At 41.9% G+C, this 26,634-nt stretch carries 20 protein-coding genes and 2 pseudogenes; 12 read left to right on the top strand and 10 right to left on the bottom strand.

What is annotated here, in order from left to right; translation table 11 throughout:
* The first annotated feature begins 48 nt into the window (after positions 1–48).
* From ACYVBM_RS08070 to ACYVBM_RS08080, 3 genes are read left to right on the top strand one after another with little or no spacing between them, the layout of a single operon-like run.
* Complete coding sequence (locus tag ACYVBM_RS08070) at positions 49–2,013, top strand: DUF7849 domain-containing protein (RefSeq protein ID WP_460685131.1); 1,965 nt, start codon at positions 49–51, stop codon at positions 2,011–2,013.
* On the top strand, positions 2,001–4,619 hold the full coding sequence (locus tag ACYVBM_RS08075; RefSeq protein WP_460685132.1) for a CHAT domain-containing protein: 2,619 nt from the start codon (positions 2,001–2,003) through the stop codon (positions 4,617–4,619). Before ACYVBM_RS08070 ends, ACYVBM_RS08075 begins: the two co-directional genes overlap by 13 nt.
* Positions 4,620–4,679: 60 nt before the next feature.
* Positions 4,680–5,759 (top strand): hypothetical protein, encoded by a 1,080-nt coding sequence (locus tag ACYVBM_RS08080; RefSeq protein WP_460685133.1) that lies wholly within the window; start codon positions 4,680–4,682, stop codon positions 5,757–5,759.
* Between the two features lie 269 nt (positions 5,760–6,028).
* Here ACYVBM_RS08080 and ACYVBM_RS08085 read toward each other — a convergent pair whose 3' ends face one another.
* The 4 genes and pseudogenes from ACYVBM_RS08085 to ACYVBM_RS08100 all read right to left on the bottom strand — a co-directional run.
* Entirely contained in the window at positions 6,029–8,284 is a 2,256-nt protein-coding gene (locus ACYVBM_RS08085; protein ID WP_460685134.1) for a GH92 family glycosyl hydrolase, read from the bottom strand.
* Between the two features lie 10 nt (positions 8,285–8,294).
* On the bottom strand, positions 8,295–10,202 hold the full coding sequence (locus ACYVBM_RS08090; protein WP_460685135.1) for a hypothetical protein: 1,908 nt from the start codon (positions 10,200–10,202) through the stop codon (positions 8,295–8,297).
* Between the two features lie 8 nt (positions 10,203–10,210).
* Complete coding sequence (locus ACYVBM_RS08095; protein WP_460685136.1) at positions 10,211–10,990, bottom strand: glucose-6-phosphate isomerase family protein; 780 nt, start codon at positions 10,988–10,990, stop codon at positions 10,211–10,213.
* 11 nt (positions 10,991–11,001) lie between these two features.
* Positions 11,002–11,301: pseudogene (locus ACYVBM_RS08100) on the bottom strand (glucose-6-phosphate isomerase family protein); the annotation flags it as partial.
* Positions 11,302–11,326: 25 nt separating this feature from the next.
* Here ACYVBM_RS08100 and ACYVBM_RS08105 point away from each other — a divergent pair.
* Positions 11,327–12,175 (top strand): annotated as a pseudogene (locus tag ACYVBM_RS08105) (sugar porter family MFS transporter); the annotation flags it as partial.
* A 44-nt stretch (positions 12,176–12,219) separates the two neighbouring features.
* Here the strand turns inward: ACYVBM_RS08105 and mnmG are convergent.
* Both mnmG and ybeY read right to left on the bottom strand, forming a co-directional pair.
* Positions 12,220–14,088 (bottom strand): tRNA uridine-5-carboxymethylaminomethyl(34) synthesis enzyme MnmG, encoded by a 1,869-nt coding sequence (mnmG, locus tag ACYVBM_RS08110; RefSeq protein WP_460685137.1) that lies wholly within the window; start codon positions 14,086–14,088, stop codon positions 12,220–12,222.
* A 118-nt stretch (positions 14,089–14,206) separates the two neighbouring features.
* Positions 14,207–14,644: an rRNA maturation RNase YbeY gene (ybeY, locus tag ACYVBM_RS08115; protein WP_460685138.1), complete on the bottom strand. Its 438-nt coding sequence runs from the start codon at positions 14,642–14,644 to the stop codon at positions 14,207–14,209.
* Positions 14,645–14,694: 50 nt separating this feature from the next.
* Between ybeY and ACYVBM_RS08120 the strand changes: the two genes are divergently transcribed.
* Positions 14,695–14,925 (top strand): FeoA family protein, encoded by a 231-nt coding sequence (locus ACYVBM_RS08120; protein ID WP_460685139.1) that lies wholly within the window; start codon positions 14,695–14,697, stop codon positions 14,923–14,925.
* A gap of 2 nt (positions 14,926–14,927) precedes the next feature.
* Entirely contained in the window at positions 14,928–15,500 is a 573-nt protein-coding gene (nadD, locus tag ACYVBM_RS08125; RefSeq protein ID WP_460685140.1) for a nicotinate (nicotinamide) nucleotide adenylyltransferase, read from the top strand.
* Here nadD and ACYVBM_RS08130 read toward each other — a convergent pair.
* The 3 genes from ACYVBM_RS08130 to fabG all read right to left on the bottom strand — a co-directional run bounded on the left by ACYVBM_RS08130 (position 15,488) and on the right by fabG (position 18,175).
* Positions 15,488–16,726: a chromate transporter gene (locus ACYVBM_RS08130; protein ID WP_460685141.1), complete on the bottom strand. Its 1,239-nt coding sequence runs from the start codon at positions 16,724–16,726 to the stop codon at positions 15,488–15,490. The genes nadD and ACYVBM_RS08130 overlap by 13 nt on opposite strands.
* 89 nt (positions 16,727–16,815) lie before the next feature.
* Entirely contained in the window at positions 16,816–17,382 is a 567-nt protein-coding gene (locus tag ACYVBM_RS08135; RefSeq protein WP_460685142.1) for a DUF5715 family protein, read from the bottom strand.
* Between the two features lie 37 nt (positions 17,383–17,419).
* Entirely contained in the window at positions 17,420–18,175 is a 756-nt protein-coding gene (fabG, locus tag ACYVBM_RS08140; RefSeq protein ID WP_460685143.1) for a 3-oxoacyl-[acyl-carrier-protein] reductase, read from the bottom strand.
* A gap of 164 nt (positions 18,176–18,339) precedes the next feature.
* On the opposite strand from fabG, the gene ACYVBM_RS08145 reads away from it, so the two are divergent.
* The 4 genes from ACYVBM_RS08145 to ACYVBM_RS08160 all read left to right on the top strand — a co-directional run bounded on the left by ACYVBM_RS08145 (position 18,340) and on the right by ACYVBM_RS08160 (position 22,208).
* On the top strand, positions 18,340–18,663 hold the full coding sequence (locus ACYVBM_RS08145) for a helix-turn-helix domain-containing protein (RefSeq protein ID WP_460685144.1): 324 nt from the start codon (positions 18,340–18,342) through the stop codon (positions 18,661–18,663).
* A 177-nt stretch (positions 18,664–18,840) separates the two neighbouring features.
* On the top strand, positions 18,841–19,755 hold the full coding sequence (locus ACYVBM_RS08150) for an SPFH domain-containing protein (protein ID WP_460685145.1): 915 nt from the start codon (positions 18,841–18,843) through the stop codon (positions 19,753–19,755).
* Positions 19,756–19,844: 89 nt separating this feature from the next.
* Entirely contained in the window at positions 19,845–20,966 is a 1,122-nt protein-coding gene (locus ACYVBM_RS08155) for a formimidoylglutamase (RefSeq protein ID WP_460685146.1), read from the top strand.
* Positions 20,967–21,158: 192 nt separating this feature from the next.
* The gene (locus ACYVBM_RS08160; protein WP_460685147.1) at positions 21,159–22,208 is read left to right on the top strand and encodes a Gfo/Idh/MocA family oxidoreductase; all 1,050 of its coding nucleotides are present in this window, start codon (positions 21,159–21,161) and stop codon (positions 22,206–22,208) included.
* A gap of 148 nt (positions 22,209–22,356) precedes the next feature.
* Here ACYVBM_RS08160 and nadA read toward each other — a convergent pair whose 3' ends face one another.
* Positions 22,357–23,367, bottom strand: a complete 1,011-nt coding sequence (gene nadA / locus ACYVBM_RS08165; protein WP_460685148.1) for a quinolinate synthase NadA — start codon at positions 23,365–23,367, stop codon at positions 22,357–22,359.
* A gap of 583 nt (positions 23,368–23,950) precedes the next feature.
* Between nadA and ACYVBM_RS08170 the strand changes: the two genes are divergently transcribed.
* Both ACYVBM_RS08170 and ACYVBM_RS08175 read left to right on the top strand, forming a co-directional pair.
* Positions 23,951–26,176 (top strand): S46 family peptidase, encoded by a 2,226-nt coding sequence (locus tag ACYVBM_RS08170; RefSeq protein ID WP_460685149.1) that lies wholly within the window; start codon positions 23,951–23,953, stop codon positions 26,174–26,176.
* Between the two features lie 143 nt (positions 26,177–26,319).
* Positions 26,320–26,634 (top strand): hypothetical protein, encoded by a 315-nt coding sequence (locus ACYVBM_RS08175; protein WP_460685150.1) that lies wholly within the window; start codon positions 26,320–26,322, stop codon positions 26,632–26,634.

Consider the following 26,634-nt stretch of genomic DNA (forward strand, 5'->3'; position numbering starts at 1 on the left):
GGTAACAAAAAGTGTATATCAACTGATATACTGAAAAAAACGGCCAGCGTGAAATTTTTATATAATTTTTTCCTGTTCTTTCTGATATCCGGAACTGCTGTGGCACAGCAGGCTGACAAAGACAGCGCTATTGTTGCAGTACCGGACAGCAGCAATGCTGTTTCGTTCTCTGTAAAGCTGCCGGCACTTACACAAATACCGGGAGCCCCCGAGCCGTTTTATACCTATCTGTGGGATTTTGGTGACGGGCATTTCAGCACTGCAGAAAATCCGAAGCACCTTTATGCGAAGGCCGATACTTATGATGTATTTCTCTATGCAGTGAATAATTATGATGACGGGAAGAAGCCCCAACGAAAACAACAAAAAATTGCTATCAGTAAACCCGCGCCTGATGTAGCGTTTACACCGGCTGCTGCTGAAAAAGATTTTTTTAGGGCCAACGGCGTTTTTGAGCTGAAGTATAATTGTATGGCAAAGCCCGAAGACACAATGGTATTAATTGTAGGGTGGAAAAATACAGAGCCGGCAGCACAAAAAGGAAAGCTGTATTTAATGCTCAACGAAAAGCAGTTTGGGCAAACCTGTTTTGACACTTCAGCTCTTAGAACATATAACAGTATGTCGCCGCTATTTGCTTTTAATAAGGTTTCAGAAATCCCCGCCATTCAGTCGTCTTTGCTGGTAACCGAAAGCGGTAGCCCCGCATCAAATGTAAAAAAAATGTTGTCTGTTGCCGAAGCAAGCACTTTGATGTCGGCGACCTTTTCGTTATATAAAAATGTATACAGCGCTGATATAGAAAATACATTGGCCGGAGAAGCCCGCTTTTCTTTTCTCCAGCTGCATGTAACCCCGGAAATGATTAAAGACACCAATGCCACGCTCACCATTACGGGGGTGTATGTTCCTCAAAAAGGTAAGCCGGTAATGCACCGCCTCAGCGTGCCGGTTGTAAACTCTCACGACCCCAATAAAATGAATATAAAAGGAGGCCGGCTTAGCTACCGGTTCTTAAAAAAATACAAACCCCTGAGCTATAAGGTAAGGTTTCAGAATAACGGTAAGGGAGCGGCCCGTAAAATAGCGCTGGACATGACATTGGCACCAGTACTCAACCCGCAAACAATAACGGTTACCGATATGCATCCTTATTGTCCGCCATGCGACAGTATGGCAAAAGAAAAGCGTGGCTGCTGGGAACTGGAGAAAAATGATAAGGGCGCTGTATTTACTTTTCACGGAATCTATTTACCGGGTACTAATCAAAAAGGCGTGGAGAACAAAGACAGCACTAAGGGGTTCATGGAGTTTAGCGTGGTAACCCAAAAGAAGCTCGAAAACAAACCATTTAAATCGCGCACGGCCATTTACTTTGATAAGAATGAGCCGGTGATTACCAATTACGCGACAGGGAGATTTAAAAAAAGCCTTTCACCGGTTTTTATGGCAGGGTATGAAAAAGCTTTGGGCCAAGATGCTGTAACAAGCGATGGAGTAGTGACCGGTATTGGGGTAGCTCCGCTGGCACCCTATTTACCCTATTTGCAGGCAGAGCTGTACTACAAAGCGGCGATCCGCACTACAACTACTCATATCTCTGTTAATGAAACAGGTTCCGTTTTTGTCGATTCCTTAAAAAGAAGATTTGAGTATGACCGGTTCGATTCTGTACAAACCTGCCAGATAAACCAGGTTAAACTAATTCCATTGCAGGTAAGGCATAATATCAACGATTATATTTCGATTGGCGCAGGAGCCGTTGTTACTGCCGATGCAGGAGGATATATAGAAACAGCCAGCTCATACGACATAATAACGGCAAATGGTGTAAAAGTGCCCTATAAGGTTTTAAATAAAGCGCATATCAAAGCCTTCAGCAGTTGGAAGGCCCGCCCGTTTTTTGATGTACAGGTAGGCAAAGTAAAGCTGGGTCCGCATTTGGGCTTCAGGTATTATTATAATGGTAAAAACAGTAGTTTTGGATACATCTATGCAGGATGGCGGTTGTAGCTAAAATACCCGGATATTACAGGATCTTGCTTTTTGCTCTTGGGGGAGGCGCCATACTGTTCTTCTTTATGAATGCTACATTGCAGCAGCCCCCCGGTAAAACATATGCAGCCTTTAAAGAAAAGGATTCGCTAACCGGTTATATTAATTATCTTTTTGATCAGCTCGATGCCCACCCGGCACTGGCTAATAAAAGCGATTCTTTAGCCGCCAGGATCTGGCGTCAGCCGAAATCCGGGGAAGAGAAACTGGCCTATTATGAATTACTTATCAATACAGGATATCATTTGCTGCAAAGCGGGCAGGTAAGAGCTTCTGCTGCCTGGTACGAAAAAGCACTGTTGTTTTACCAGCAAAACAGCACCGATAAGGAATTGGTACCGGATATGGAATTTGAAGAGTATGTATGTAAGCCGCTTGGAAATAACTACACCCGCATTGGTGATTTTAGCAAGGCGGTTACCATTCAGCAAGCTGCCATAACCGCTGCTATTGAAAATAATAAAACGCCGATGTTACCCGGGCTGTACGCCAACCTGGCGATCACTTATTTTTATATGCGCGATTACGGGGCCGCTCAAAATATCATTGATAGAGGGATCAGCGGGCTGAGTAAGGATCAGCAGGACATAGCAGCCCTGTTGTACAATTTAAAAACAGAAGCCTTTGTGGAAACGAAGCAAATAGACAGTGCTGTTTACTGGAATAACAGGGCTTTATCTTTAGGGTCAGACCATAATAGTGCTGCATGGCATTTTTCTTCGTTAACACAAAGGGCCCGTATTCTTAACGCTGAAAATAAATTTGTGCAGGCAATGCCTTATTTACAGCAAGCCTGGCAAATAGCAGGCAATGCTTCTGTAAAAGAAAAGGCCAAGCTTTCTAATGAAATTGCCCTTGCCCTTTTTCAGTTTCAGCGGTTTGCTGAAAGCAAACGCTGGTTTCAGCAAACATTGGGCTTTTTTGAAAAAGATTCTTTAAATCTTTACCCGGACTATATGGTAACCTCTGCTATGTTTGGGCTGGCTTTGTGCTATGAGGTAGCACAGGAAACCGACAGCGCTTCCTACTGGTGTGTACAAGCCGTGCTTAATGATTATTACACACAACAACTAATCGATCCCTGGCTTTATAGTAAAACCAGTATGTACTCCAATGCAGGGCATACAGAGAGTGCTATCGACTGGCATCACCAACTGTATGAGAGAACAGGGAAAGAAAGCTATTTACTAAAGGCCTTGTGGATGACGGAGCTTTCCAAAGGCAGAATGCTGATGAGCGAACAGCAGCGTGCCAGGCACTGGCAAACAGATGTCACCGTTAGCAATACCGATTTCGAAGAGCTGCGTAACGACTATGTTTTATTGGCACAGGCCAACACAGAAGATGAAAAAAGAAGGATTCAGCAAAGAATAAGTACTCAGGAGTATGAACTAAGCCTGAAAGGAAAAAATTTTTCAAATGCGCTTATAGCGCCGTCTTATAGCAGTTTTATTGCATTACTTAATCAAAAACGGCAAACCCATACAATCGTCAGCTACTACAGTTCCGGGCAGAAGCTGTATATGATTAAGGCGGATAAAAAGGGGATCAGCCATTTTGTAGATCCGGATGCTTTTTCCGAAAAAGATATCCTGGGCTTCACCAGCCGGTATTTTTATAAAGGCCCACAGGAATTCAATAATGATCCTGCCCGGTATTTTGAGCAATCTAATGCGTTATTAAGAAAGTACCTGCCGGGAAGGATCAATGAAGGGGAGGATTATATTATCTCTGCTGCCGGGGATATTAACCAGCTGCCTTTTGAAGCCCTGTCGACACACCCAAGGCAGCCGGTCTATCTGGGCGCGCATCATGCTATAAATTACCAGTTTTCCCTGCTGCAGCTTACAAACCCCTCCGCAGGTCCGAAAGTCAAAATCAATTTCTTTGGCTTTGAGAATCCGCATTTGGGCTTCCCGGCCCTGCCTTCGGCAAAAGCGGAAGCCGCCTTTTTGAAAAGCCATTTTAGGTGTACCTATCAGAATGCGGCTGATGAGCCCGACAGTCTTTTTTACAAAGCGCTGAACGAAAAAAATATCATCCATTTGGCCACGCATGCGGTAGCAGGTGACAGCATGGGCCAATCGTTTATTGTTTTAAAAAACAAGCTTTACCTGGAGCAGTTACAGTATAACACCACGCAGAGCCCTTTAATTGTATTGGCGGCCTGTGAAACGGGAAGAGGGGCTTCGCATCAAAACGAAGGAATTATAAGCCTGGGCAGAACGTTCATCAGCAAAGGGGTAGGAGGCGCTTTGTCTACACGCTGGCAGGCCGATGATGACGCAACCGCTGCTTTGATAAAAATATTTTATAAAGCGCTGAAAAAGGAAAAATATCCTGCAAAGGCACTTCAAAAAGCCCGTGCTGCTTATCTGGAAGAGCACCCGGGCCCTGCCGCTCAGAACCCCTGGCTTTGGGCGGCCTTATTTTACCAGGGAAAGAATGCGCCCATTGATATTGAGCCGGCCGGTACCTGCCGCTGGCTGATTGTACTGGGTATAGCAGGATTATTGGGACTTCTTGTTTTCAAATTAAAAAGAAATAAAAAATATTCTGCCTAAGGGTAACAATGATTTACAGGTGCTGATATACCTGTAAACAAACACTTAAAACCCATAGTTATGAAAAAAAATTTCTTATTAACCGCCTCCGTTGTCCTTTCGATAATTACTGTGAGTTCATGCAAAAAGAGCGATAATCCTATTCCTCTTTCCGGTACCGATGATAAAGCTTCTATACAAATAATGGATGCTTTTTTTGCCAGGCATGCACCTAAAGATGAAAAATTTACAATGGATGCTGTTGCGGGAGGAACCATTACCTTAAGCAGCGGCACTACAATTACTTTTCCTGCCCATGCTTTTAAAACAGCTGCAGGGGCTGTTGTTTCGGGCAGTGTTACTATATCGGCACGGGATATTTTAAATGCTTCTGATATGATTTTGGCAGATAAGCCAACTCTTACTTCGGGAGGTGAAATGCTCGAGTCTTTTGGTGAAATAATAGTAAAAGCAGAGCAAAATAATAACCAGCTGGTTTTAAACGGGGCCAAGCCTCCCAGTGTGGTTGTTCCTATAGGAGCAGGTGCTAATGGCCTGCAGAGAGAAGTACCTATGTGGGCCGGAGATAGCACGATCAGCTATACACTAAGCGGGTACAACCACGAAAATATCAATGTATCTGTTACCAGCCAGGTAAGCGTAAAACGCGGCATTACATGGGACCAGATACCCGGCTGGGGAGTGGCCTCTCCGGCAACAACTATTTTCCCTTTAGATGCCTTGGGCGAATGGAGGAACTGCGATGCTTTATATAACGACTCCCGCCCTAAAACAACTGTTCTGGGATACTTTGGCGATCAATTCAATTCCGAAACCGGTAATAATTATTCCAGCTCAGATCCCAGCCTGCTGTTCTTCAAAACAAAAAACTCCAATACTTTAATCAAGCTGTATAATGTGATTTTTGTTCCCGCTGCAGGAAAAGAAGGTTTATTAAGCTATCAAAACTCCATTCCCGTAGGCCAGGAAGGAACTTTTTTAGCGCTGAGCGCTAAAAACGGCAAATTATATGCAGAAATAAGAGACGTAACCATACCACCTCCCGGTACCGGAAAAACATATGCCGCATTTACCTTTAATATGACCGAGGTATCAGAAAGCCAGTTGTTAAGCCTTATTAATCAGATGAATACGAAATAACCCCGGCCCAGGTTAAAAGTGGTGGAGCCCCGGTATCTCAATCCCGGCTTACAACCAATCGCTACACCCTTTTCCAAATTCGTCGCTGTCGCCTACCGGAATGCCGCCATGCCAAGGTGTTCCGCCGGCAGCGCCCACCCGGTCATCCTTTCTTCAAACATCATCTGTCATCCCCGTAGGCCTTAAGCTCATCAATAGCGATCCCCGTGGTTCCGACAAAGCCTTTTAAACAGGAGGTTTCTTTTCTATATAAATTATAAATTTCTTTGCTATTCTCTTCCCCAGGATTTATTGGGCCGGGTTCCCATTTTTAATTCCAAAGCCCCTCCTTTCATAATATCCTCATGTGTGACCCAGGGCACATTTAATGCTTTACCATTCAGCCGGGCGCTTTGTATATACTTCCGGTCATCAGATACGCCCGAAGCAATCACCCTGAAAGTTTTCCCGTTTTTGAGGTGTACCTGCGCCTCTTTAAAAACAGGGCTGCCGATAGCATAGCTGGTAGTGCCGGGCGTTACCGGGTAAAAACCCAGCTGTGAAAATACCACAAATGCCGACATACCGCCACCATCCTCATCTCCGGGCTCACCCATCAGGTCATTCCGGAACCACTGCCTGAGCAGGGATCGGATGCGCTTTTGGGTTTTCCAGGGCGCACCGGCATAATTGTATAAATAAGGAATATGGAGCGACGGTTCATTGGCCATTGAGAATTGCCCTACATTACCGGTATGATCGGGAAGCTGGGCATAAAATTCAAATTTTGACTTTCCCAACGGCTGGTTGAACATATCATCCAGGTTTTTCATAAACAGTTCCTTTCCACCCATCAGCCGGATAAGATCGGGAATATTGTGCTGCACATCCCAGCGATAGACCCAGGCATTATTTTCTCCGTAATATTCACGCGCGCCCTGTCCACCGGAAAAAACATAGTCGAATGGTTCTATAAAAACTCCTGCAGCATCCTTGGGATGGAAAAAATGGGTTTGTGGATGAAAGAGGTTGCGGTAATTGAATGACTGCTTTAAAAACTGCTGATATTCATCTTCCTTCCCGAGTGCTTTAGCCAGCTGCGCAAGGCACCAGGTGTCATAAGAGGTGCCCAGCGTAACTGCCACAGGTTGCCGCTTCTCAAACGGGTTTACTTCCGGAATCGTTTCGCCTTCTCCTGGCTTTAATGCAGGAATATAACCATGTTCCTTGTAAAACCTGTCCAGCGCTCCAGCCGGTGCTCCTGACCAGGGCGCCAGCGTTTTTTCGGTAATGGCTCCTTTTGCTGCCTGGTAGGCTTTTTCCAGATCAAACCCTCTCAGTCCTTTAACATGCGCATCTAATAAGGTTGCCACACCGTGGTTAGAGTTCATCCGGCGGCTATCGCCGTTGATCTCAGGGAAAGTTGGCAGCCAAAAGCTTTTCATCTGGGCAGACATGGTTATAAAAGAATGCAGGATCTGCTCTTCCTTCCTGGAATCAATCAACACCCGCAGCGGGTGGTGCGCCCTGTATGAATCCCATATCCAGTCATCTGTATAAAATGGAATACCCTTATCTGCATGTACCTGGTGATCAAAAGCGCTAAAATACCGTCCGTCTTCTGAAATATTCACCGGCCTTTCAAATGTGCGGTAAAGCGAAGTATAAAAGATCGTACGCTCATTTTCACTGCCCCCGGATATGGCAATTTTTCCTAACGCATCGTTCCATATTTTCTTTCCTGATGCTTTCAGCCGACCAAGATCATAGCCGGGTATTTCGCGACGAAGATTATTTTTTGCCTGCTCTTCGCTGATAAAAGAAATGCCATATTTGAGACGAACCTGTTGGGTTCCCCTGGCATACTGAAGGACCATGCAGGCATCCTTACCTGCTGCTTCAGCTCCTTCTTGCAGCCGGTTATCCTTCAGCACAGATATTTGTGCCGGCGCTTTATCAGGCTCCATGTACAGGTATACATTGGTTTGATTGCCGATGTGCTGCTTACCATGCAATGCCTTTCCATTCCATTGTATTTGCCCGCTTCTTGAATTGACAATGACAAATGCCGGCTCGTCCCGTTCAAAACTCAGCTCATACATCGCCGATTGATGTGACGGTGCAAAGTTTACTCCGATCTGTTGCTCATCCAGGTAAACAGCATAGCTGTAAGGTGTTATTTTCTCCTGATCATAGCTATACAGAATCACCGGGCGGAGGTCTTCCCGTGCACCCTGGAACGGACTCAGGTTAAAAGCCGAACTGCCTCTGTGGCTGGTAACGATAAGAGGCAAGCCCCATAAGCGATTGCTGGTATAATCTCCCCGCTCGGGGTATACCCGTAAAAAACTGTTCGGAAGATGTATGGTAGGATAGGTAGGCACTAAAAGGTGGCTGATATTACCCATATACGGATTGACATGATCAACAGGCGATTTGCCTGTGTTTGCCTGTCCTGAACCGCTCAAAGCAACTAAAGAGAATACCGTATAACAGATAACCTGGTTAAGTCTGTTCCTGATAATGCCATGTATTGTCATCTTCATTTAATAAAATTTATTCTGCTGTTTTATATTGCAAATAACTGCGATAAAGTTGAAAAAATGCAGGTGCGTCTAAAATTTGCGTATTGGGATCTTTCTTTTTAAGTTCATTCACTACCTGCCAATGCCAGGTAGGCGTTTTTAAAATACTCCTGAACCAGTGAAAAGGATGCCCGGGATTATTTTTAATATTATCGTGCATCACACCGGCAGCAGCTGTAATATTCCAGCTTTCCACATCAATTCCCGCAGGAAAAACGGGCATATTCTTATGTAAGGCATAAGATGCTTTCTGCGGTACAATTCCATTAGGACTGAATGTGGCATAGGCATCTAATGCAGCAGCATTCATGCGAGGCGTTTCTCCATCAATAATAAAACCGGTAATGCTCAGGTCCCAGCGATGATAAAATTTTTTGCAATGCTCGGCCCATGCTGCTGTACCGTCCGGCAAACCGGAAATGGGCCGGGGCGATTGCAGCATACCGGGATTGAGATAGCCCGCGCCATTATCTGCAGATACAAAATAATCGTTGGCGGTAGCTGTTTGTCTGAAATAATGCAGCGCCATCGGCGCCCTTCTTTCAAGGATAGGACTGATAGACCACATCATGGGTACTTTGCCCCTATTGGGATCGTCCCAGATATAGGATGCCGTCTGGTAAACCCAGGCCGATGCATCATAATCACCTACATAAAAAAGGAAATACTTTTTACCATTGCTGGTAAGCCTGCCATCGGCCGTGAGCCTATTTTTTTCTATCAGGTCTTTATCCGTTACCCATTTCTGCGGGTATTGATCTTTGAGGGGAAAATGCGTCCAGAAAGAGGCGTTGGCCATTGCACCGAGCCCTATGGCATCGGCATCTTTAAAAGCGTTATAAGCGCTGATGATTTCACTGAACCTCCATTCTGTGGCAACATCTTCATGCTTCCCGTTGGCATGTTTGGTATATTTAAATATCCATGCAGGAAACCCTCCTATATGGCAAAAGGCCTGCCCTTTGTTTTGGTTATAGGCCAGCTGAAGCATTGTTGTCAGCGTTTTGTAGTCCGTTCCTACGGGCTGACCGGGATCGTCGGTCGAAGGCTCATCATCCCAGGGAGAAAGATCGAAAAAGAAGCCTTTTTTGCTGACAAAAAAATCATGATTGGTTAATGTATGATGATTTTTAACAGTAGCCTGTGGATTATTTAGCCACTTCTGATCAATATAATACCCGGCATATTCGGTATTGCACAAACCCTTCTTCATGTAATGCTCAATAAACCAGATATAAGGATCGTTCTTGATAGAATTGCTGGAGGGTATATTGGTTCCGGGAATAATCCCTTTGGCTGTAAACAGGGAACTGCCATCTTCGTTTAACAACCAGCGTTGCGGCTTTAATAGCTTTCGTTTCAACAAAACTCCGGTGTATAAACTTCCCGATGCTGTATCGTAACGCAGTGCCAGCATATCTTCAATACCCGCAATAGAAGAGGCAACGTTACTGGTTGAAGCTACTTTGGGATCATAAACAACAGCCCCTTTAAGATCATATTTATAATGATCAATAGCTTCGTAAATATCTTTTAATACGATGGTATCCCTGCCTGCCAACCATTGGCCGGGCCGGCGATACATATCCCACCAGTAATCATCAATATTCCTGTTCATCGCTGTTACATATTTTATGTACAGCCGCGGCGCATCCCGGTTCACAATGCCCTGCAGCGTAGCAGTAGCATGCAAAACATCCCATACTTTTTTTACACTATCAGGGTTGGTGTAATCATATTTCAAAAGATAAGTAAGGTCAAGTATCGTTATTGTTTCCTTATGGCTATTTTGTTTTGCCATTACCGCACAACCCTGGATAAACGCTATCAATAAAAATAACCTGCAATGCCTGGCACTTTGCCTTAAGAATGAACTCATAAAAAAAATTATGGTATAAACGCCTTCCAAACATCCGCCTTCAGTTGCGGCTTACTTACAAATTGAAACTTTTCATGATCCTGCTGAAACTGGGTATAAATGGGTATTCCTTTTTCTATAGAAAAATCTTTATAATAATCACCAGGCTTTTTTATGATGATTTCACTTTTCATATAGTTAGGATTGGGCTGCCATGTAATATTATTTTCCTCATCCAAAAGGGGGTACCAGGCAAGCCCTTTATGTGCCCGTACCTTCTCATATTCAAAACCATATTCCCTATCGCACCAGGCGCCAAAAACGAGCGGTATTGCCGGGTTGGCACTTATGGTAGCATGGGCCCAGGTTGGCGGAACAATAACCACCTCCCCTTTTTCAGCAACTACCGCATAGCACTTTCCCGGATTGTCTTCGGCAAACTCCTGCATGTAAATAATGGCTTTGCCCTGCCATATCTCATAAACTTCGGGAGGCGACCATCCGCTGTGCAACGATATTTTATGAATATGCCCCTGGCTTCTGACCGGCTCCCGGCCTAGCTTTCCGGCAGCATAACCCACTACGCCAAACAGTAACATCTGTTCTTCCAGGAAGCGGCGATCTTGTTTATCACCAACGTCCATCACAATAGAATAAACGATCTGCGGGCCATCGCATTGCGGATCCATAAGGCTTGGCCTGATTGAATCCAGTGTTCTCTGTTCCGGCTGTGGTCCAAAACAATCGCTTCCATACTTAAAGAGCATGGCTTCATTCATTGTTATGTCAAGGCCAAATTCTTTCTTCATATTTATTTTTCTTAAGCAGGCACTAAAACCGGGGCGCCATCTGCCTCCATCAATCTTGCGCTGAAACCGTTAATCCTTATTTCATCATAATCATATCCCGCATCGGCAGGCCAGCAGGCGCCGAAAGAAAGCACCCCGTTACCGCAGTTGGCTACCCGATGCGCTGTATCTGCAGGTATATAATGCAATGAGCCGGGATACATTCTTTCTGCCCTGCATACACGGTTTTTATCCATTAACAGCAAAACGCCTTCGCCTTCAATGCCCCAGTAATATTCTGCACGATTACCTATTTCATGAAAATGCCCCTGCGTTAAAAAATAGTGGAATACAGATACCGGCTGGCGCTATATGATCGCATCAGGAGCGTTGCCCTCTATCCTGTTCTTTGCGTTGCTGTTTACCGTTCCCGAAAGTCCACGCTGGTTAGTCAGCAAAAATAAACCAGGCGAAGGCTTCAGGATATTGGAAAAAATAAATGGGGCGTCTCAGGCAAAGACAATATTGAATGAAATACAGCAGACATTAGGCGCGGAAAAAGGAACGTTGGGTGAGCTCTTCCGGCCGGGTATACGCATTGCAATGATCGTAGGGGTGGTATTGGCACTTTTTTCACAGGTTACCGGTATCAATGCCATTATTTATTATGCCCCTGAGATTTTTAAAAGTGCCGGTTTTGGTACTGACTCAGCCTTATTACAAACGGTTCTGATTGGTGTGGTGAATACCCTCTTTACCTTTGTTGCTATCGGTTTTATTGATAAAATCGGACGTAAAAAATTATTGCTCACTGGTGTGGCGGGTATGATCCTGTGTTTATTAGGTATAGGCGCCTGTTTTTATTTTAATTTAATGAACGGCCCAATGCTCCTGGTATTTATACTTGTTTATATTGCTAGTTTTGCCTCATCGCTGGGGCCGGTTTCGTGGGTAATTATTTCAGAAATATTTCCCACAAAAATCAGGGGTGTTGCTATGTCTGCAGCAACCTTAATACTATGGATTGGAGTACTGCTTATTACACAGCTTACGCCATGGTTGCTTGAAAATTTAGGCGGCGCCTACACATTCTGGCTGTTTATGCTCAACAGCATTATACTTTTTATTTTTACGTTCCTATGGATTCCAGAAACAAAGCAAAAGACGCTGGAAGAAATTGAGCGCGGATGGCAGCAAAAATTGTGATAGCTGTAGATAATTATTATTTAAATAATTTTTCATCTGAACAATCATCTTCCCATATATACCATTAAAATCTGTACATCACTTGGATTGATGCCTGAAATCCTGCTTGCCTGACCCAATGTTCGGGGCCTGATGCGGTTAAGCTTTTCTTTAGCTTCATTTCCCAGAGATGATAATTTATTATAATCGAAACTATCGGGGATTGTTAGATTTTCCATTTCGCTCATCCGGGTAACTATTTCACGCTCTTTCTCAATATAGACATCATATTTTACCTGTATGGCTGCCTGTTCTATTTCTTCTTTGGAATAGGTTTTTAATGATGCTCCCAGTGCAGGAACAGCCGCAGCTAAATCGGCCAGCTCAACTCCCGGACGAAGCAGTACCTTTTCTGCTTTTTGCTTTTCACTAACCTTGGATGAAGCCATAGATTCAAGGAAACTGTTGATCTGGTCAGGCTGTAATACTGCATTTTTCAAAATAGACTTAATATTGGCAATATTTTCATTTTTTTGCCGGATATTGTCCATTCTTTCTTGTTTAGCGAGTCCAAGCCTGTAGCTAATCGGGGTTAGCCTGGCATCAGCATTATCCTGTCTCAACAGGGTTCTGTATTCTGCACGGGAAGTAAACATGCGGTAAGGCTCTTCCGTTCCTTTATTAATCAGGTCATCAATCAGCACTCCAATATAAGCCTCGCTGCGTTTCAATACCAGTGAATCCAGCGCTCTTACTTTCTGATGTGCATTAATACCAGCCATTAGCCCCTGGCAGGCCGCTTCTTCGTAGCCTGTGGTTCCGTTGATTTGCCCGGCAAAGAATAGATTGGAAATCAGTTTGGTTTCAAGGGTATTACTTAACTGTGTTGGAGGAAAATAGTCATATTCGATGGCATATCCGGGCCGGAATAATCTGGCATTTTCAAAACCCGGTACAGCACGTAAAGCTTTAAACTGTACCTCTTCCGGAAGAGAGGTTGAAAATCCGTTTACATAAATTTCCACGGTGTTCCAGCCTTCAGGTTCTATAAACAACTGGTGCCGGTCCCTGTCTGCAAAGCGGTTGATCTTGTCTTCTATGCTTGGACAATAGCGGGGCCCTACCCCGTCTATCCTGCCGGCAAACATGGGGCTTCTGTCGAAACCGGTTTTCAATATATTATGTACCTCAGTACTTGTATAAGTAATCCAGCAGCAGCGCTGGTCTTTGGCATTGATCTTTTTAGTATCGGTGAAAGAAAATCCTGTAATTTCCTCATCGCCGTCCTGAATTTCCATTTTTGTATAGTCAAGACTGCGGCCATCCACACGCGGAGGTGTTCCTGTTTTTAGCCGGTCGCTTTCAAAACCTAATGCTACTAATTGTTCTGTGATTCCACTGGCTGCTTTTTCCGCTACGCGTCCGCCGCCAAACTGTTTTTCTCCTATATGAATAATTCCGTTAAGAAAAGTTCCGTTCGTTAATACTACCGCTTTGGATTTTATTTCATGTCCCAGCCCTGTAATAACTCCGCAAACCTGTTTATCTTTTACCAGTAAACCCTTTACCATATCCTGGTAAAAATCAAGAAGCGGGGTTTGCTCCAGCATCTCCCGCCATTTGGCAGCAAACAGCATCCGGTCGCTTTGGGCACGGGGACTCCACATGGCTGGCCCTTTGGAACGGTTCAGCATCCGGAACTGGATCATCGAAAGATCGGTTACTATGCCTGAATAACCTCCCATCGCATCAATTTCACGTACAATCTGACCTTTAGCAATACCGCCCATAGCCGGGTTACAGCTCATCTGCGCAATGGTTTGCATATTCATCGTAATTAATAAGGTCTTCGAGCCCATATTTGCTGCTGCTGCTGCTGCTTCGCAACCGGCATGGCCGGCACCTACCACTATTACATCATATTCTGGAAACATAAGTGTACAAAGGTAGAATTATTAAATCATAGGTTTACCCTTTTGCTAAATCCCTTTTTTCATGTGGAACGTATGTTTCAGAGTGAAACAGTTTCACAATTTCACGTGGAACGTTGAATTACTTAAATTCATTCAACCAGGTATCCTCCATTGACCTCATTTGTTCCTGTTCCCTGGCCGTTTTATCCTTAAACCCTATTAAATGCAGAATACCATGGAATATGACCCTTAATAATTCCGAAGAAAAACTATTGCCTGTTATTGTAGCATTTTCCTTAACTCTGTCTACGCTTATATAAATATCCGAGATTAAGTGTTGGGAGCCAGCGGTCTCTGAAAGATCAAATGTGATAATATCCGTATAATAATCATGATTCAGGTGCTGCCGGTTAATGTCTAAAAGATCTATGTCAGAACAAAAGATATAATTGATCTCGCTCCCAGACTTTCCATGCGCCAAAAGTCTGGAAGAAAGAAAATTTTTTATGGCCCTGCGGTTCCGAAGCGTGGTTTTCTTTTGGAAATGGAAGTTTATTACAAATTCTTTAGGAAACATATACCAAAAATCGTAAACAAAACACAAACAACAATGCTTAGCTTTGTAAGATGGCAAATGAAGTATTGTTATCTGATCTGCAGCCGGGGCAAATGGCTACTATTGTTAAGTTTACAACAGAAGACATTTTCCTGAAATTAATGGAAATGGGTTGCCTGCCTGGCGAACAGATCGAAGTCGTAAAAAAAGCATTATTTAACGATCCTATGTCTGTTTCCGTTGCCGGTTATTTATTAAGCCTCAGAACCGATGAGGCCAGGCAAATTGTCGTAAACCTATAACAATGAAAATTGGCCTTTATTTCGGGTCTTTTAATCCCATCCATCATGCACATTTAATTATTGCTAACCATATTTTAAATGAAGGTCTGGTTCACAAGATCTGGTTTGTAGTATCTCCCCATAACCCGCTTAAAGAAACGTCTTCCCTGCTTGAGGAAAATCACCGGTTACACCTGGTAAATACAGCTATAGAAAATGACAACCGGATGAAAGCCACGGATATTGAGTTTTCCCTGCCAAGGCCTTCTTATACAGCTGTAACACTCGCTCATCTGGCAGAAAAATATCCCCATCACCAGTTCGCTGTGATTATGGGCGGCGATAGTTTTCAGAATATTAAACGATGGAAAAACTATACCTATATTCTGGATAATTATGAGATCTTAATATATAACCGGCAGGGATTTATTGTTGAAGTAGAAAATAATGCTAAAATCAGTATTTTAAATGCACCCCTGCTTGAATTATCTGCAACAGAAATAAGAAAACTGATCAGAAAAAAAAAGTCACTGAAATATCTTTTACCAGATAGCGTGATTACAGAAATAGAAAAAGGTGGTTACTACAGGAAATAACCCAGCAGCACGCATAACAGAACAATAACAGGAGCCGGAATCTTTGTAAATATAAGAACAAGCGCTGTTCCAGCAACAATAGCTATATTAACAAAGCCCAGTTGTGTTCCGTCAAAAAGAGTAACATCTTTAAGAATATAGAAGGTAGAACCTATCATTATTCCCAGCACAGCGGCATTAATACCCTCTAGTGAACGATAAATAACAGAGTATTTTTTTAAACGGTTCCAGATCGGGAAGAAAAAAAGTACAAGCAGGGCGCTTGGTAAAAAAATTCCGATCATACCTATGGCTCCCCCCAGCATCTGCATAGCCGGACCCATATCTTTTAATGCCAGTCCGCCACTATAAGATGCTATAGAAAAAACAGGGCCCGGAACGGCCCGTACTACTCCTATTCCTGTAAGCATATCTTTCTTATCTATATGAATGGCATTGGGATTCTTTTCCTTAACAGCTTCAGGCCTTACACTGAATTGCTCATACATAATAGGCATCAACACATTACCACCACCAAAAACCAGGCTGCCCATCCGGTAAGAATTTTCAAAAAGATTGATCGGCTTCCTGTTGGGCCAGTCGTTTTTACGGGCCACCTCGCTCAATATACCTGCAACAATAAAAATGATAGCAAATAACCAGATATTCCACCATCGTATTTTGCCAGGCCTTACTTCCATCTGGGGAATCCTTTTGCTACTGAGGTTGGTAATGAATCCGCCTAAAATGATCAGGACCGGAACAAAAAAAGGTTTTCCGAAAAAAGCATAAGTGGCTATGGATGAGCCTGTTGCAATAAGTCCAGTAGCTAAATTCTTTATGGAGTATGGCAGGGCGCTGATACAGGCAAATATCAAAAACCCGGTAGCCATAGGCACAATGAACCGGAATATATCAAAATCACGGGGGGCACCCTCCATATACTGAACAAAAAAAGACAATGCACACATCAGGGTGCAAGCCGGAAATATCCAAACCAATAATGCAAGAACACCTAAAACCGGTCCTCCCCTTTTAAAACCTATTAGTGTAATTGTTTGGGTAGAAGAAGCCCCCGGTAACAGCTGGCAAAAAGCATTATACTCTATCAGTTCCTGCTCGGTAATGTAAGGTGTTTTTTTTACAAAGGTTTTCATCATCATGGCCAGGTGTGCCTGCGGTCCACCAAATGCTGTGATACTATGTAAAAAAACAAGCTTTAAAAAATGTATGTGGCGGAGCAGCATGAAGCTGATAAATGTTTAGTAAAAAATCCTTTTAAAGGTAAAAGATATTTCTAAAGAAAAACGCTTAAAATAATATTTATTGAGCCTTCCTATCTTACAGTAACATGAAAACACTTTTCCCTGTACTCTTTAATAAAATAGAGTTTTCCCTGCCTTTGCATTTCAGTAAGTACTTCCTGCAATATTTTTTCGAGCCGGGCATTGGGCGCTTTATGACGGTTAAATCGGATATAAGAAATATCGAAAGAACAACCATAGTTATGAGAGCTTAACTTGGAAGTAACGGCATTACTGTTAACACGGGCTAATCTTTTCTGGTCATAAAGCGTTCTGGTAACAGAGGTTACCGTGAAAGTTTTCTTTTTGCTTTTTGCATAAAAACGGGTTCCTATTTCTTTTAATATTTTATAAGACCTCGGGTTCAGATAAGGCTTGCTATGAGTAAGTGGTGCAATCGTGTAGCCCCGTTGAGGGAAAATTAATACCAGCTTACTTTTTTTTACCAGGGAATTTACATGTGCCTGATTTTTTATGGGAGGTATACCAAACTTTCGGGCAGCCTCAAGATGATAATCATATTGTGTTTGCGCAAAAGAAAAAAGAAAAGAAAAGATACTATATGTAAGCAGAACAAAATGCTTATATACTTCCTTCAAAACTGGATAGGGTTTGCAAAGCTTTGCAGCTTAAAAGTTAAATATTTAAACCACCACAGGCACTAATAGTTTGACCGGTAATATAACTGCTCATCTCTGATGCAAGAAACAAAGTAACATTTGCTATGTCTTCAGCTTTAGCAAAACGGTTCAGTGGAATATCAGCCAGGTATTTTTCTGCACCTGTATTATCATTCAAGTAACTGGTCATATCCGTTTCTACAAAACCCGGAGCAATCGCATTACAACGTATATTACGACTTCCCAATTCCTTTGCTACACTTTTTGTAAACCCTATAATTCCTGCCTTGCTGGCGGCATAGCTTGCCTGCCCTGCATTTCCCATTACACCAATTACAGAGCTCATGTTAATAATGTTCCCACTCCTGGCCTTAATCATAGGTTTAATAACCTGCTTCGTCATATAAAAAACACTGTTCAGGTTAATTTTTAATACATCATCCCACTGCTCGGGTGTCATTCGCAGTAATAAATTATCTTTTGATATACCGGCATTGTTCACACAGATATCAATAGCCTGAAACTCTTTCAAAACATCATTTACCAATGATTCACATTGTGCAAAATCCCCGGCATTGCTTTTCCAGGCTTTCGCCTTTACGCCCAGGTCCGTAAGCTTTTTTTCAAGGGCTGCTGCACGTTCTGCACTGCTGTCACTAACATAAGTAAAAGCTACATGAGCGCCATGCTCGGCAAATTTTATAGCAATCGCTTCACCAATACCCCTGGCTGCTCCTGTAACAATAGCTACTTTGTTTTCAAGAAGTTTCATCCCGTATATTTTATTTTTTCCCTTGTTCTTTACCAAACGTGAAATGCTTTTCCAAAGCTTCTATCCTTGCAAAGTAAAGTAATTATGTTCTGATTTACACAACTAATCTATATTTATTTGTTTCCTGTTTAGGAAACTATTATTTTTACAGTAAATTCCATTCTATGTCTCCAAGAAAGCGGCTGCAGGGAAACCCGGAAAAAGAAGCTACCAGAATTATATCTTACGAAAGCAGTGAGTTAAGGCTGGACCTGATAGGCCAAACAATAAAAAAAGTAAGGCTTGAAAAAAATATGACCCAACAGGAATTGGGAGAACTGGTAGGTGTTAAAAAAGCACAGATATCCAAAATAGAGAACAATGCTAAAGATGCACGCTTTGAAACGATATTAAAAGTATTTAAAGCCCTGGATGCTACAATCAAATTCAATGTTGAAATAAGAAAAACATTGATGCTGGCCTTAATATTAGAACACATCAGACCATAAAAACAAACATATGCTTAAAACTATTCTCAAAATACTGCTGTTTATTTTTTTAACGACCCTGCTGGCTGAATACCTTATTAACAGGGCATCTTCAACAGTATATCTTTTCCTGTTCCTTATTTCAGAGATCGCATTGTTCCTCTTATTATTTTATAAATCCATCAAAACTTTATTCAAATGATCGTATCTGTTATTGCGTTTTTTGCTGCCCTTCTTATTGCCTTTCTCTATTACAAAAAAAGTAACCAGAATGGCAAACCTTCCATGTGGGCTATAACTACAGGTATTGTTATAGCAGGGCTGGTATTGGCTTTAATACAACCATTGAAACTGGAAAGGGTGGACGCCGGTCATGTAGGTATAAAAGTAAACCTTACAGGCGATAACCGTGGCATCAGCAAGTTTGAATATAAAACCGGGTGGGTATTATACAATTCATGGATCAGCCGTCTCTATGAATTCCCCGTTTTCCAGCAACATATTGAATATCCTGAGCAGCAGGTAATTACCAAAGGCGGCTTTAGCGCAACCATCAAACCTTCTTTCAATTATGCTTTAAAGCCCGGTGATGTGGGAGACATGTTCCAGAATCTTCGCCTCGACGTAAAAAGTGTAGAGCAGCAATGGCTCCAAACTGCTATTGTTGGTACCGTAAACGACGTAGCCAATAAATGGTCGGTAGATGATATTTTTAACAAACGCGAACAGTTTGAAAACGATATTATCAGCGAGGCTAATAAACGCGTGTCTAAATGGTTTATCATATCCCAGTTACGTACCAATATCATTCCTCCTCCTGCCCTGCAGCAATCCATTGAAGCAAAAACAAAAGCGATACAGGAGGTACAGGTAGCAGAAAACCAGAAGCTGGTAGCCATTGCCGAAGGTGAAAGAAAAGTAGCCCAGGCAAAAGCCGACAGCGCTGCAGTAGTTATCCAGGCAGCCGGTGAAGCAGAAGCTATCAGGAGAAAACAGGTTTCGCTTACGCCCACTTATGTAGAATATTTAAAAGTAAATAAATGGAACGGTGAGCTGCCTCAGGTGCAAACCGGCTCCGGCAGCGGCTTTATGCTGAATATGAACAGCAAATAATTTTTACTTTACCGCCAATAAAAAATAAATCTGATCCCGCAAGCCGATTTGCGGGATTTTTACTTTCAAAATAAACCTATATTGCGTTCATGTCTTTAATTGATTTTTTATCTGAAGTAAATATTGTTGAACTAACAGGTGATGAAACTTACAAACCTGGTCAGCTTGGAAATACCATGGATATTTATAACGGGGCTTTCCCCGATATTGATAATGCCAATATTGTTTTAGTGGGCTGCGGAGAACAACGCGGACGTGGCTATTTAGGCCCTGCAAGCGATGCACCCGAGCTGGTAAGAAAACATTTTTATTCCTTATTTCACTGGCATGATACTATAAAAATTGCAGATATAGGTAATATCAGGCACGGTGCTACCTATAACGATACTCTGGCAGCCTTACAAACAGTAATTGAAGAAATTACAGCACTGGGTAAAACGATTATAATAATAGGCGGATCGCATGATCTGACACTGGCTCAATACTATGCCTGCAAAAATGCAAAGCAGATAATAGAAGCTACAGGTATTGACGCCATCATTGATCTGGATATGGAATCACCTTTCAAAAATGATCATTTTTTAATGGAACTATTTACCAGCGAACCTAATTACATCAAACATTACAACCATTTGGGTTTCCAAAGTTATCTCGTACACCCTGGTATGCTGCAAACATTGGATAAGCTCAAATTTGATTTTTTCAGGGTGGGACATGTAAAGGACGATATAGAAGAAACGGAACCAGCCATACGTAACAGCCACATTTTTTCTTTCGACATCAATGCCATTGCGAATGCTTATGCACCGGCCAACCAGCTTACACCTAATGGTTTTAATGGAGAAGAATCCTGTATCCTTATGCAATATGCCGGTATGAGCAGCAATATGCAATCCATAGGCATTTACGGTTATACTCCACAGCAGGACAGGGATGAGCTTACAGCGAAACAAATCAGCCACATGCTTTGGTACACTATAGACGGGAGACACCGAAGGCTGAAGGAAGCTTCTTTAGAACAGCCTGAACATTTTACCGAATATCAGATGGCTTTTGCAGAAATAGAAACCCGCTTTCTTCAGAGCAAAAAAACCGGTCGCTGGTGGATGCAGCTGCCTGATAAAACCTATATTCCCTGCAGCTATAAAGATTACCTCGCAGCAGGCAGTAATGAAATTCCTGAGCGATGGTTCAGGGCACAGCAACGGTAAATAATTTCACGTTCACAAACTGTAGTTGACAGAACGACTGATAATCATCCGAAATAACAAAAAATACTTTTTCCTGCTTTCTCTTAATATTATTAGATTACAAAATTGTTTTCCATCTTCAATTACCTTTGGTCTTTGATAACGTAAAATAAATTATTGCTTTATTTAAGCCTAAAATAAAATCAGCAAAACATGGCACAGATAATCAACACAGGTATTGCCTCTTATGGAATGAGCGGAAAATTGTTTCATGCGCCTTTCGTGCAAGCCCATCCTAATTATAACCTTGCAGCAATAGTTGAAAGACACAAAACTGAATCACGTGATAAATATCCGGACTCCAGGTTATACCGTTCTTTTGAAGAGTTAATATCGGATGAATCCATTGAGCTTATAGTAGTAAATACACCGGTTCAAACACATTTTGAATATGCAAAAGCCGCGCTTAATGCAGGGAAAAATATCATAGTAGAAAAACCTTTCACAGTTACTGCCAAAGAAGCGGAGGAACTTAATGATATAGCAAAAGGTAAAAAATTATTTTTAAGCGTTTATCAAAACCGCAGGTATGATGGGGATTTCAGGGCTATTAAAGATGTAGTACAGGAAAACCTTTTAGGTTCTTTAAAAGAAGCAGAATTAAGATACGACCGATACAGGCCCGGCCATAGTGGTAAAGAACATAAAGAAGGAGATAAACCCGGAGCAGGAAACCTGCACGACCTGGGTACGCATTTAATAGATCAGGCCATACAATTATTTGGATTTCCCGAAGCTGTTTTCGCCGATGTTTTTGCCATGCGCGATAATATGATTGCCAATGATTATTTTGAAGTACTGCTGTATTATCCGCGCCCTTTCCGTGTAAGGATAAAAGGAACGGTGTTTGCACGTGAATCAAACTATGCTTATATCCTCAATGGTGAAAACGGAACTTTTATGCAGCAACGTTCTGACCTGCAGGAAGCAAGATTACAGGCCGATGAGATACCATCACTCGAAACCTGGATACCGGCACCGCAGGGATTTGACGGCATTCTGCATACGGTCATCAATGATGATCCCGTACGTAAAGAAACCCGGTCTGAAATGGGCAATTATATGGATTACTATGAAGAGGTATACCAGGCTTTGGTAAACGGAGCACCCAACCCGGTACCTGCATCCGATGCTGTACTAACGATGCGTATTATTGATGCTGCACTACAGAGTAATAAAGAGAGAAGAGTTGTAAATCTGTAATTAAAAAGATATACATCCTGTATCAGAATCTATTTATTTTGCCATGCATCGCAGGTTCGGGAATGACAAAGGCCTTGATGGACTCCCAAGTAACAACTCTTTGATACACACGCAAAATATTAACTTGATATGATGATGTTTTATTGTCTTACAAGCCTGCCTGCTTACTGATTTCAAGCATCCTGTCAATAGGTTTTTTGGCTGCCAGCCTTAACTCCTCATCCATAATAATATCGGGCTGTTCATACTTCATGCACAGGTAAATTTTTTCCAGTGTATTACGCTTCATGTGCGGACAGTCGTTACAAGCACACCCATTATCAGGAGGAGCGGGAATAAATTTCTTATGCGGACTGGCTTTCTCCATCTGGTGCAGGATACCGGTTTCGGTAGCTACAATAAATTCAGTAGCATCATCCTGCATGGTGTATTTCAAAAGCCCGGTGGTAGAACCGATAAAATCAGCCAGCTTCAGCAGCTCTTCTTCACACTCAGGATGTGCAATAAATTTGGCATGGGGGTTTTGCTGTTTTAATTTAGTGATCTTCTCCATGCTGAAAATTTCATGAACCATACAGGCACCATTCCATAATAGCATATTTCTTCCCGTAACTTTATTGATATATCCGCCCAGGTTCTTATCCGGAGCAAAAATGATCTTCTGTTCCTTCGGAAAACTATCTACAATAATGCGGGCATTGCTGCTGGTAACAATTACATCACTTAGTGCTTTAATACCGGCGCTGCAGTTGATATAACTTACTACCACATGGTCAGGATGCTGCTCTTTAAATTTCTGAAACAATGGCGGCGGGCAGCTATCGCTCAGGGAACAGCCCGCCTTAAAATCAGGAATAACTACCTTTTTAGTAGGATTCAGGATCTTTGCAGTTTCTGCCATAAAATGTACACCGGCAAAAACGATCATATCAGCATCCGTTTTTTCTGCTTCCTGTGCCAGCCCAAGGCTATCCCCAATGTAATCAGCTATATCCTGTATATCCGGATCCTGGTAATAATGGGCCAGGATCACCGCATTCTTTTCCTTTTTCAGCTGATTAATTTCTTCAAAAAGATCCAGCGTAGGGTCTACATCCACATCCAGAAATCCTTTAGCTGCTACTTCCTGTTTTGCTTTTTCTAAAACTGCTGTGTCCATGTTCGTAAATTTTTTTTAAATCCACTGCAATGATACAATGGTGCAACAAATTTTTTGAAACAATTTTTTTTGCTGCTACTAATCTTCTTAATAATAATTATATAATATATTTTTAAAAAAAGCTTATTATTATTAGCACTGTGAATTAGTGGATAAATTATTATTCACATGTATTACAAAATTAGTATTTAATTGTTTTACACATAAATTCAGGAGTAATTCACATAGCAGATCCTGTACTATGCTTTATTAGCACGTTTGTTCACAAAAATGTGGATTTTCTTTTCTTAATAAAAAAAGTTTCTTTTAAAATTTACATTGTGTTAATAGAGCAGGTATAAATCTATAAAAATTCACCTTTTTAGACAGGCTGCCTGCTCTATTACATTTTGTATCCTAAAAACGCTATTTCATATAAACGTTTCACGCGGGGATATCCACATTTTTAAATAGCTATTCACATATCTTTGGGGAGAAATAATTGTCTGAACCTGCATTTTTGTGAAGGAATGGGGTTGTGCAGAAACAGGTTTCAATACATTCATCTGCAAATAATTGCCTGCTAAAAGCATTTTGAATTGTAATGAAGTTTTATATTTTCTGCTTTCTCTACCCCGGAATGCTGGGATACGATACCATAATTAAAAAGATCATGATCTGTACAAAAAAACTATTGATTGTATTTTCCTGTTTATTATTTGGCTTAATGAGCCGGGCGGATGAAGGTATGTGGCTGCCGCAGTTACTGGAAACGCTGAACGAAAAGCGGATGAAAGAGCTGGGAATGAAAATGAGCGCAAGCGATATCTACGATGTTAACAAAGGCAGCCTTAAAGATGCAATTGTGAGTTTTGGCGGATTTTGTACCGGTGAAGTTATTTCAGATAAAGGACTGGTATTAACGAATCATCATTGTGGTTTTGATGCTATACAAAACCATTCCACACTCGACAAAAATTTTATAAGAGATGGATTTTGGGCTAAATCGAATGCAGAGGAGTTACCAAATGCAGGTTTGTTTGTAACTTTTATAGTAAGGATAGATGATGTAACCAGCCAGGTTTTGAAAGGAGTGAATCAATCCCTGCCCGAAAACATGCGTCAATCGATGGTAGACAGAAATGCCCGGGAACAGCTGGGCATTGTTAACAAGGAAGATTACCAGGATGCTTTTATCCGCCCGTTTTTTGAAGGTAATAAATACTACCTTTTTGTAACAGAAACATATAATGATGTACGGCTCGTTGGTGCGCCGCCTTCCTCAATCGGGAATTTCGGAAAAGATACCGATAACTGGATGTGGCCCCGGCATACCGGTGATTTCAGCATGTTCAGGATATATGCAGGAAAAGGCAATAAACCGGCACATTATTCACCTGATAATGTGCCTTACACACCTAAAAGGGCTTTATCTATTTCAATGAGTGGAATGAAAGAAGGCGATTTTACCATGGTATTTGGTTTTCCGGGCAGAACTACAGAGTATTTACCCAGCGAAGCAGTCAACCAGATAATGACGGTAAACGATCCTGCAAAAATTTTGGTAAGAGATAAGGCACTGGCTGTAATAGATAAATATATGCGTACCGATGAAGCCATAAAAATCCAGTATGCTTCAAAGTATGCAGGTATCAGCAATGCCTGGAAAAAATGGCAGGGCGAAGTACTGGGTCTTACCAATACCCATGCCGTAGCTAAAAAGCAAAACTACGAAGCAACTTACCAGGCAAGATTAAATAACAATCCTGCTTTAAAAGCCAGTTATGGCCAGGTATTAGAGCAACTGAATACGGCTTATAAACAGATACAGCCTTTTGCCCTGGCACGCGATTATTACCTGGAAACTATTAGTAAAATAGAGCTGTTCACTGTTATCAATCGTATAAGGGTATTAAATACAAAAAAAGATAAGTTCAATTATTCCGATGCCCTGGCCGAAGAAATAAAATGGATGGAGCACTTTCTGGACGAGATGAACCTAACGGTGGACAAAGAATTATTTGCGGCCATGATGGAGCTATATATCGAAAAGCAGGATCCTGCCTACGTTTCTGGATATGCAAAGGAAGCACTTGCAAAATTTAAAGACTATAAAACATGGGCTGAGCATATTTATAGCAAAAGCATTTTTAGCGATAAGGGAAAAGTAATGCAATTATTAACAACTGATCCTTCACAGTTGTTTGATGCAATTGCTGCTGATGAAGGAGCCAGGCTGCTTATAGCTATTGCAGAACTTTATGAGAAAGAAGTAGCCATAAAACTAAATAAGATACAATCACAGATAAACCAGCTGCAAAGAAGGTATATGCAGGCACAAATGGAAGTATTTGCTGATAAAACTTTTTATCCGGATGCGAACAGCACCCTACGTGTGGCTTTTGGAAATGTAGATGGCTATACTTCTCCTACCGGTAAAACATATCAATATTATACCTACCTGGATGGTGTGATGGAAAAATACAAACCCGGAGATTATGAATTTGATGTACCTGAAAAGTTACGCCAGTTATATAAAAAGAAAGACTATGGAATATATGGAAATAAAGGAAAGATGCCGGTATGTTTTATAGCTTCCAACCATACTACCGGCGGTAACAGCGGCAGCCCGGCTTTGGATGCTTACGGGAACCTGGTAGGTTTAAATTTCGACCGGGTATGGGAAGGTACCATGAGTGATGTGAATTATGATCCTTCTATCTGCAGGAATATAATGGTAGATATAAGATATGTTTTATTTATAGTAGACAAATATGCCGGTGCCGGGCATTTGGTAAAAGAGATGAAGCTGGTATATCCCAAAAAATAAGGTGCATCGTAAAGTTTAAGGCTTCACCCATTGCCAGAATCATCGGAATGCGAAGGATTTTTTGTTCCTGAAAAAAGTGCAATTTATCTTTCAGGGTAAAAGCAATGAATTTTGCTAACTTAGTCATACAAAATGGTACAACTATGGTAAATAACAAGCACATAGCCACCTTTATTTTAGGCGCGCTGGCGGGTCTTGCCGCAGGAAAATATGCCAGTATGAGTGAAGAAGAAAAAGAGAAGATGATGGCCATGCTTAAAGAAAAGGCTAACAACTTAAAAGAGGAAGCTGTAAAAACAGCCGATCAGACTAAAGATTATTTTTCTGAATTGGCTGCAAAGGGAACCGATGCTATAAAAGAATATTTACCCGGCGCCGAAAAATGGATGAATGATTTGTTTGGCAAAAAAGAATCGGCCACCACTACTTCCGAAAATACAGAACCATCCGAAAGTTAA

It is taken from the genome of Niabella aquatica, assembly GCF_054779315.1.

Coding starts and splice junctions, on each gene's coding strand:
- ACYVBM_RS08075 (WP_460685132.1), top strand. CDS start 2,001: ATGGCGGTTGTAGCTAAAATACCCGGATATTACAGGATCTTGCTTTTT.
- ACYVBM_RS08080 (WP_460685133.1), top strand. CDS start 4,680: ATGAAAAAAAATTTCTTATTAACCGCCTCCGTTGTCCTTTCGATAATT.
- ACYVBM_RS08085 (WP_460685134.1), bottom strand. CDS start 8,284: ATGAAGATGACAATACATGGCATTATCAGGAACAGACTTAACCAGGTT.
- ACYVBM_RS08090 (WP_460685135.1), bottom strand. CDS start 10,202: ATGAGTTCATTCTTAAGGCAAAGTGCCAGGCATTGCAGGTTATTTTTA.
- ACYVBM_RS08095 (WP_460685136.1), bottom strand. CDS start 10,990: ATGAAGAAAGAATTTGGCCTTGACATAACAATGAATGAAGCCATGCTC.
- mnmG (WP_460685137.1), bottom strand. CDS start 14,088: ATGTTTCCAGAATATGATGTAATAGTGGTAGGTGCCGGCCATGCCGGT.
- ybeY (WP_460685138.1), bottom strand. CDS start 14,644: ATGTTTCCTAAAGAATTTGTAATAAACTTCCATTTCCAAAAGAAAACC.
- ACYVBM_RS08120 (WP_460685139.1), top strand. CDS start 14,695: ATGGCAAATGAAGTATTGTTATCTGATCTGCAGCCGGGGCAAATGGCT.
- nadD (WP_460685140.1), top strand. CDS start 14,928: ATGAAAATTGGCCTTTATTTCGGGTCTTTTAATCCCATCCATCATGCA.
- ACYVBM_RS08130 (WP_460685141.1), bottom strand. CDS start 16,726: ATGCTGCTCCGCCACATACATTTTTTAAAGCTTGTTTTTTTACATAGT.
- fabG (WP_460685143.1), bottom strand. CDS start 18,175: ATGAAACTTCTTGAAAACAAAGTAGCTATTGTTACAGGAGCAGCCAGG.
- ACYVBM_RS08145 (WP_460685144.1), top strand. CDS start 18,340: ATGTCTCCAAGAAAGCGGCTGCAGGGAAACCCGGAAAAAGAAGCTACC.
- ACYVBM_RS08150 (WP_460685145.1), top strand. CDS start 18,841: ATGATCGTATCTGTTATTGCGTTTTTTGCTGCCCTTCTTATTGCCTTT.
- ACYVBM_RS08155 (WP_460685146.1), top strand. CDS start 19,845: ATGTCTTTAATTGATTTTTTATCTGAAGTAAATATTGTTGAACTAACA.
- ACYVBM_RS08160 (WP_460685147.1), top strand. CDS start 21,159: ATGGCACAGATAATCAACACAGGTATTGCCTCTTATGGAATGAGCGGA.
- nadA (WP_460685148.1), bottom strand. CDS start 23,367: ATGGACACAGCAGTTTTAGAAAAAGCAAAACAGGAAGTAGCAGCTAAA.
- ACYVBM_RS08170 (WP_460685149.1), top strand. CDS start 23,951: ATGAAGTTTTATATTTTCTGCTTTCTCTACCCCGGAATGCTGGGATAC.
- ACYVBM_RS08175 (WP_460685150.1), top strand. CDS start 26,320: ATGGTAAATAACAAGCACATAGCCACCTTTATTTTAGGCGCGCTGGCG.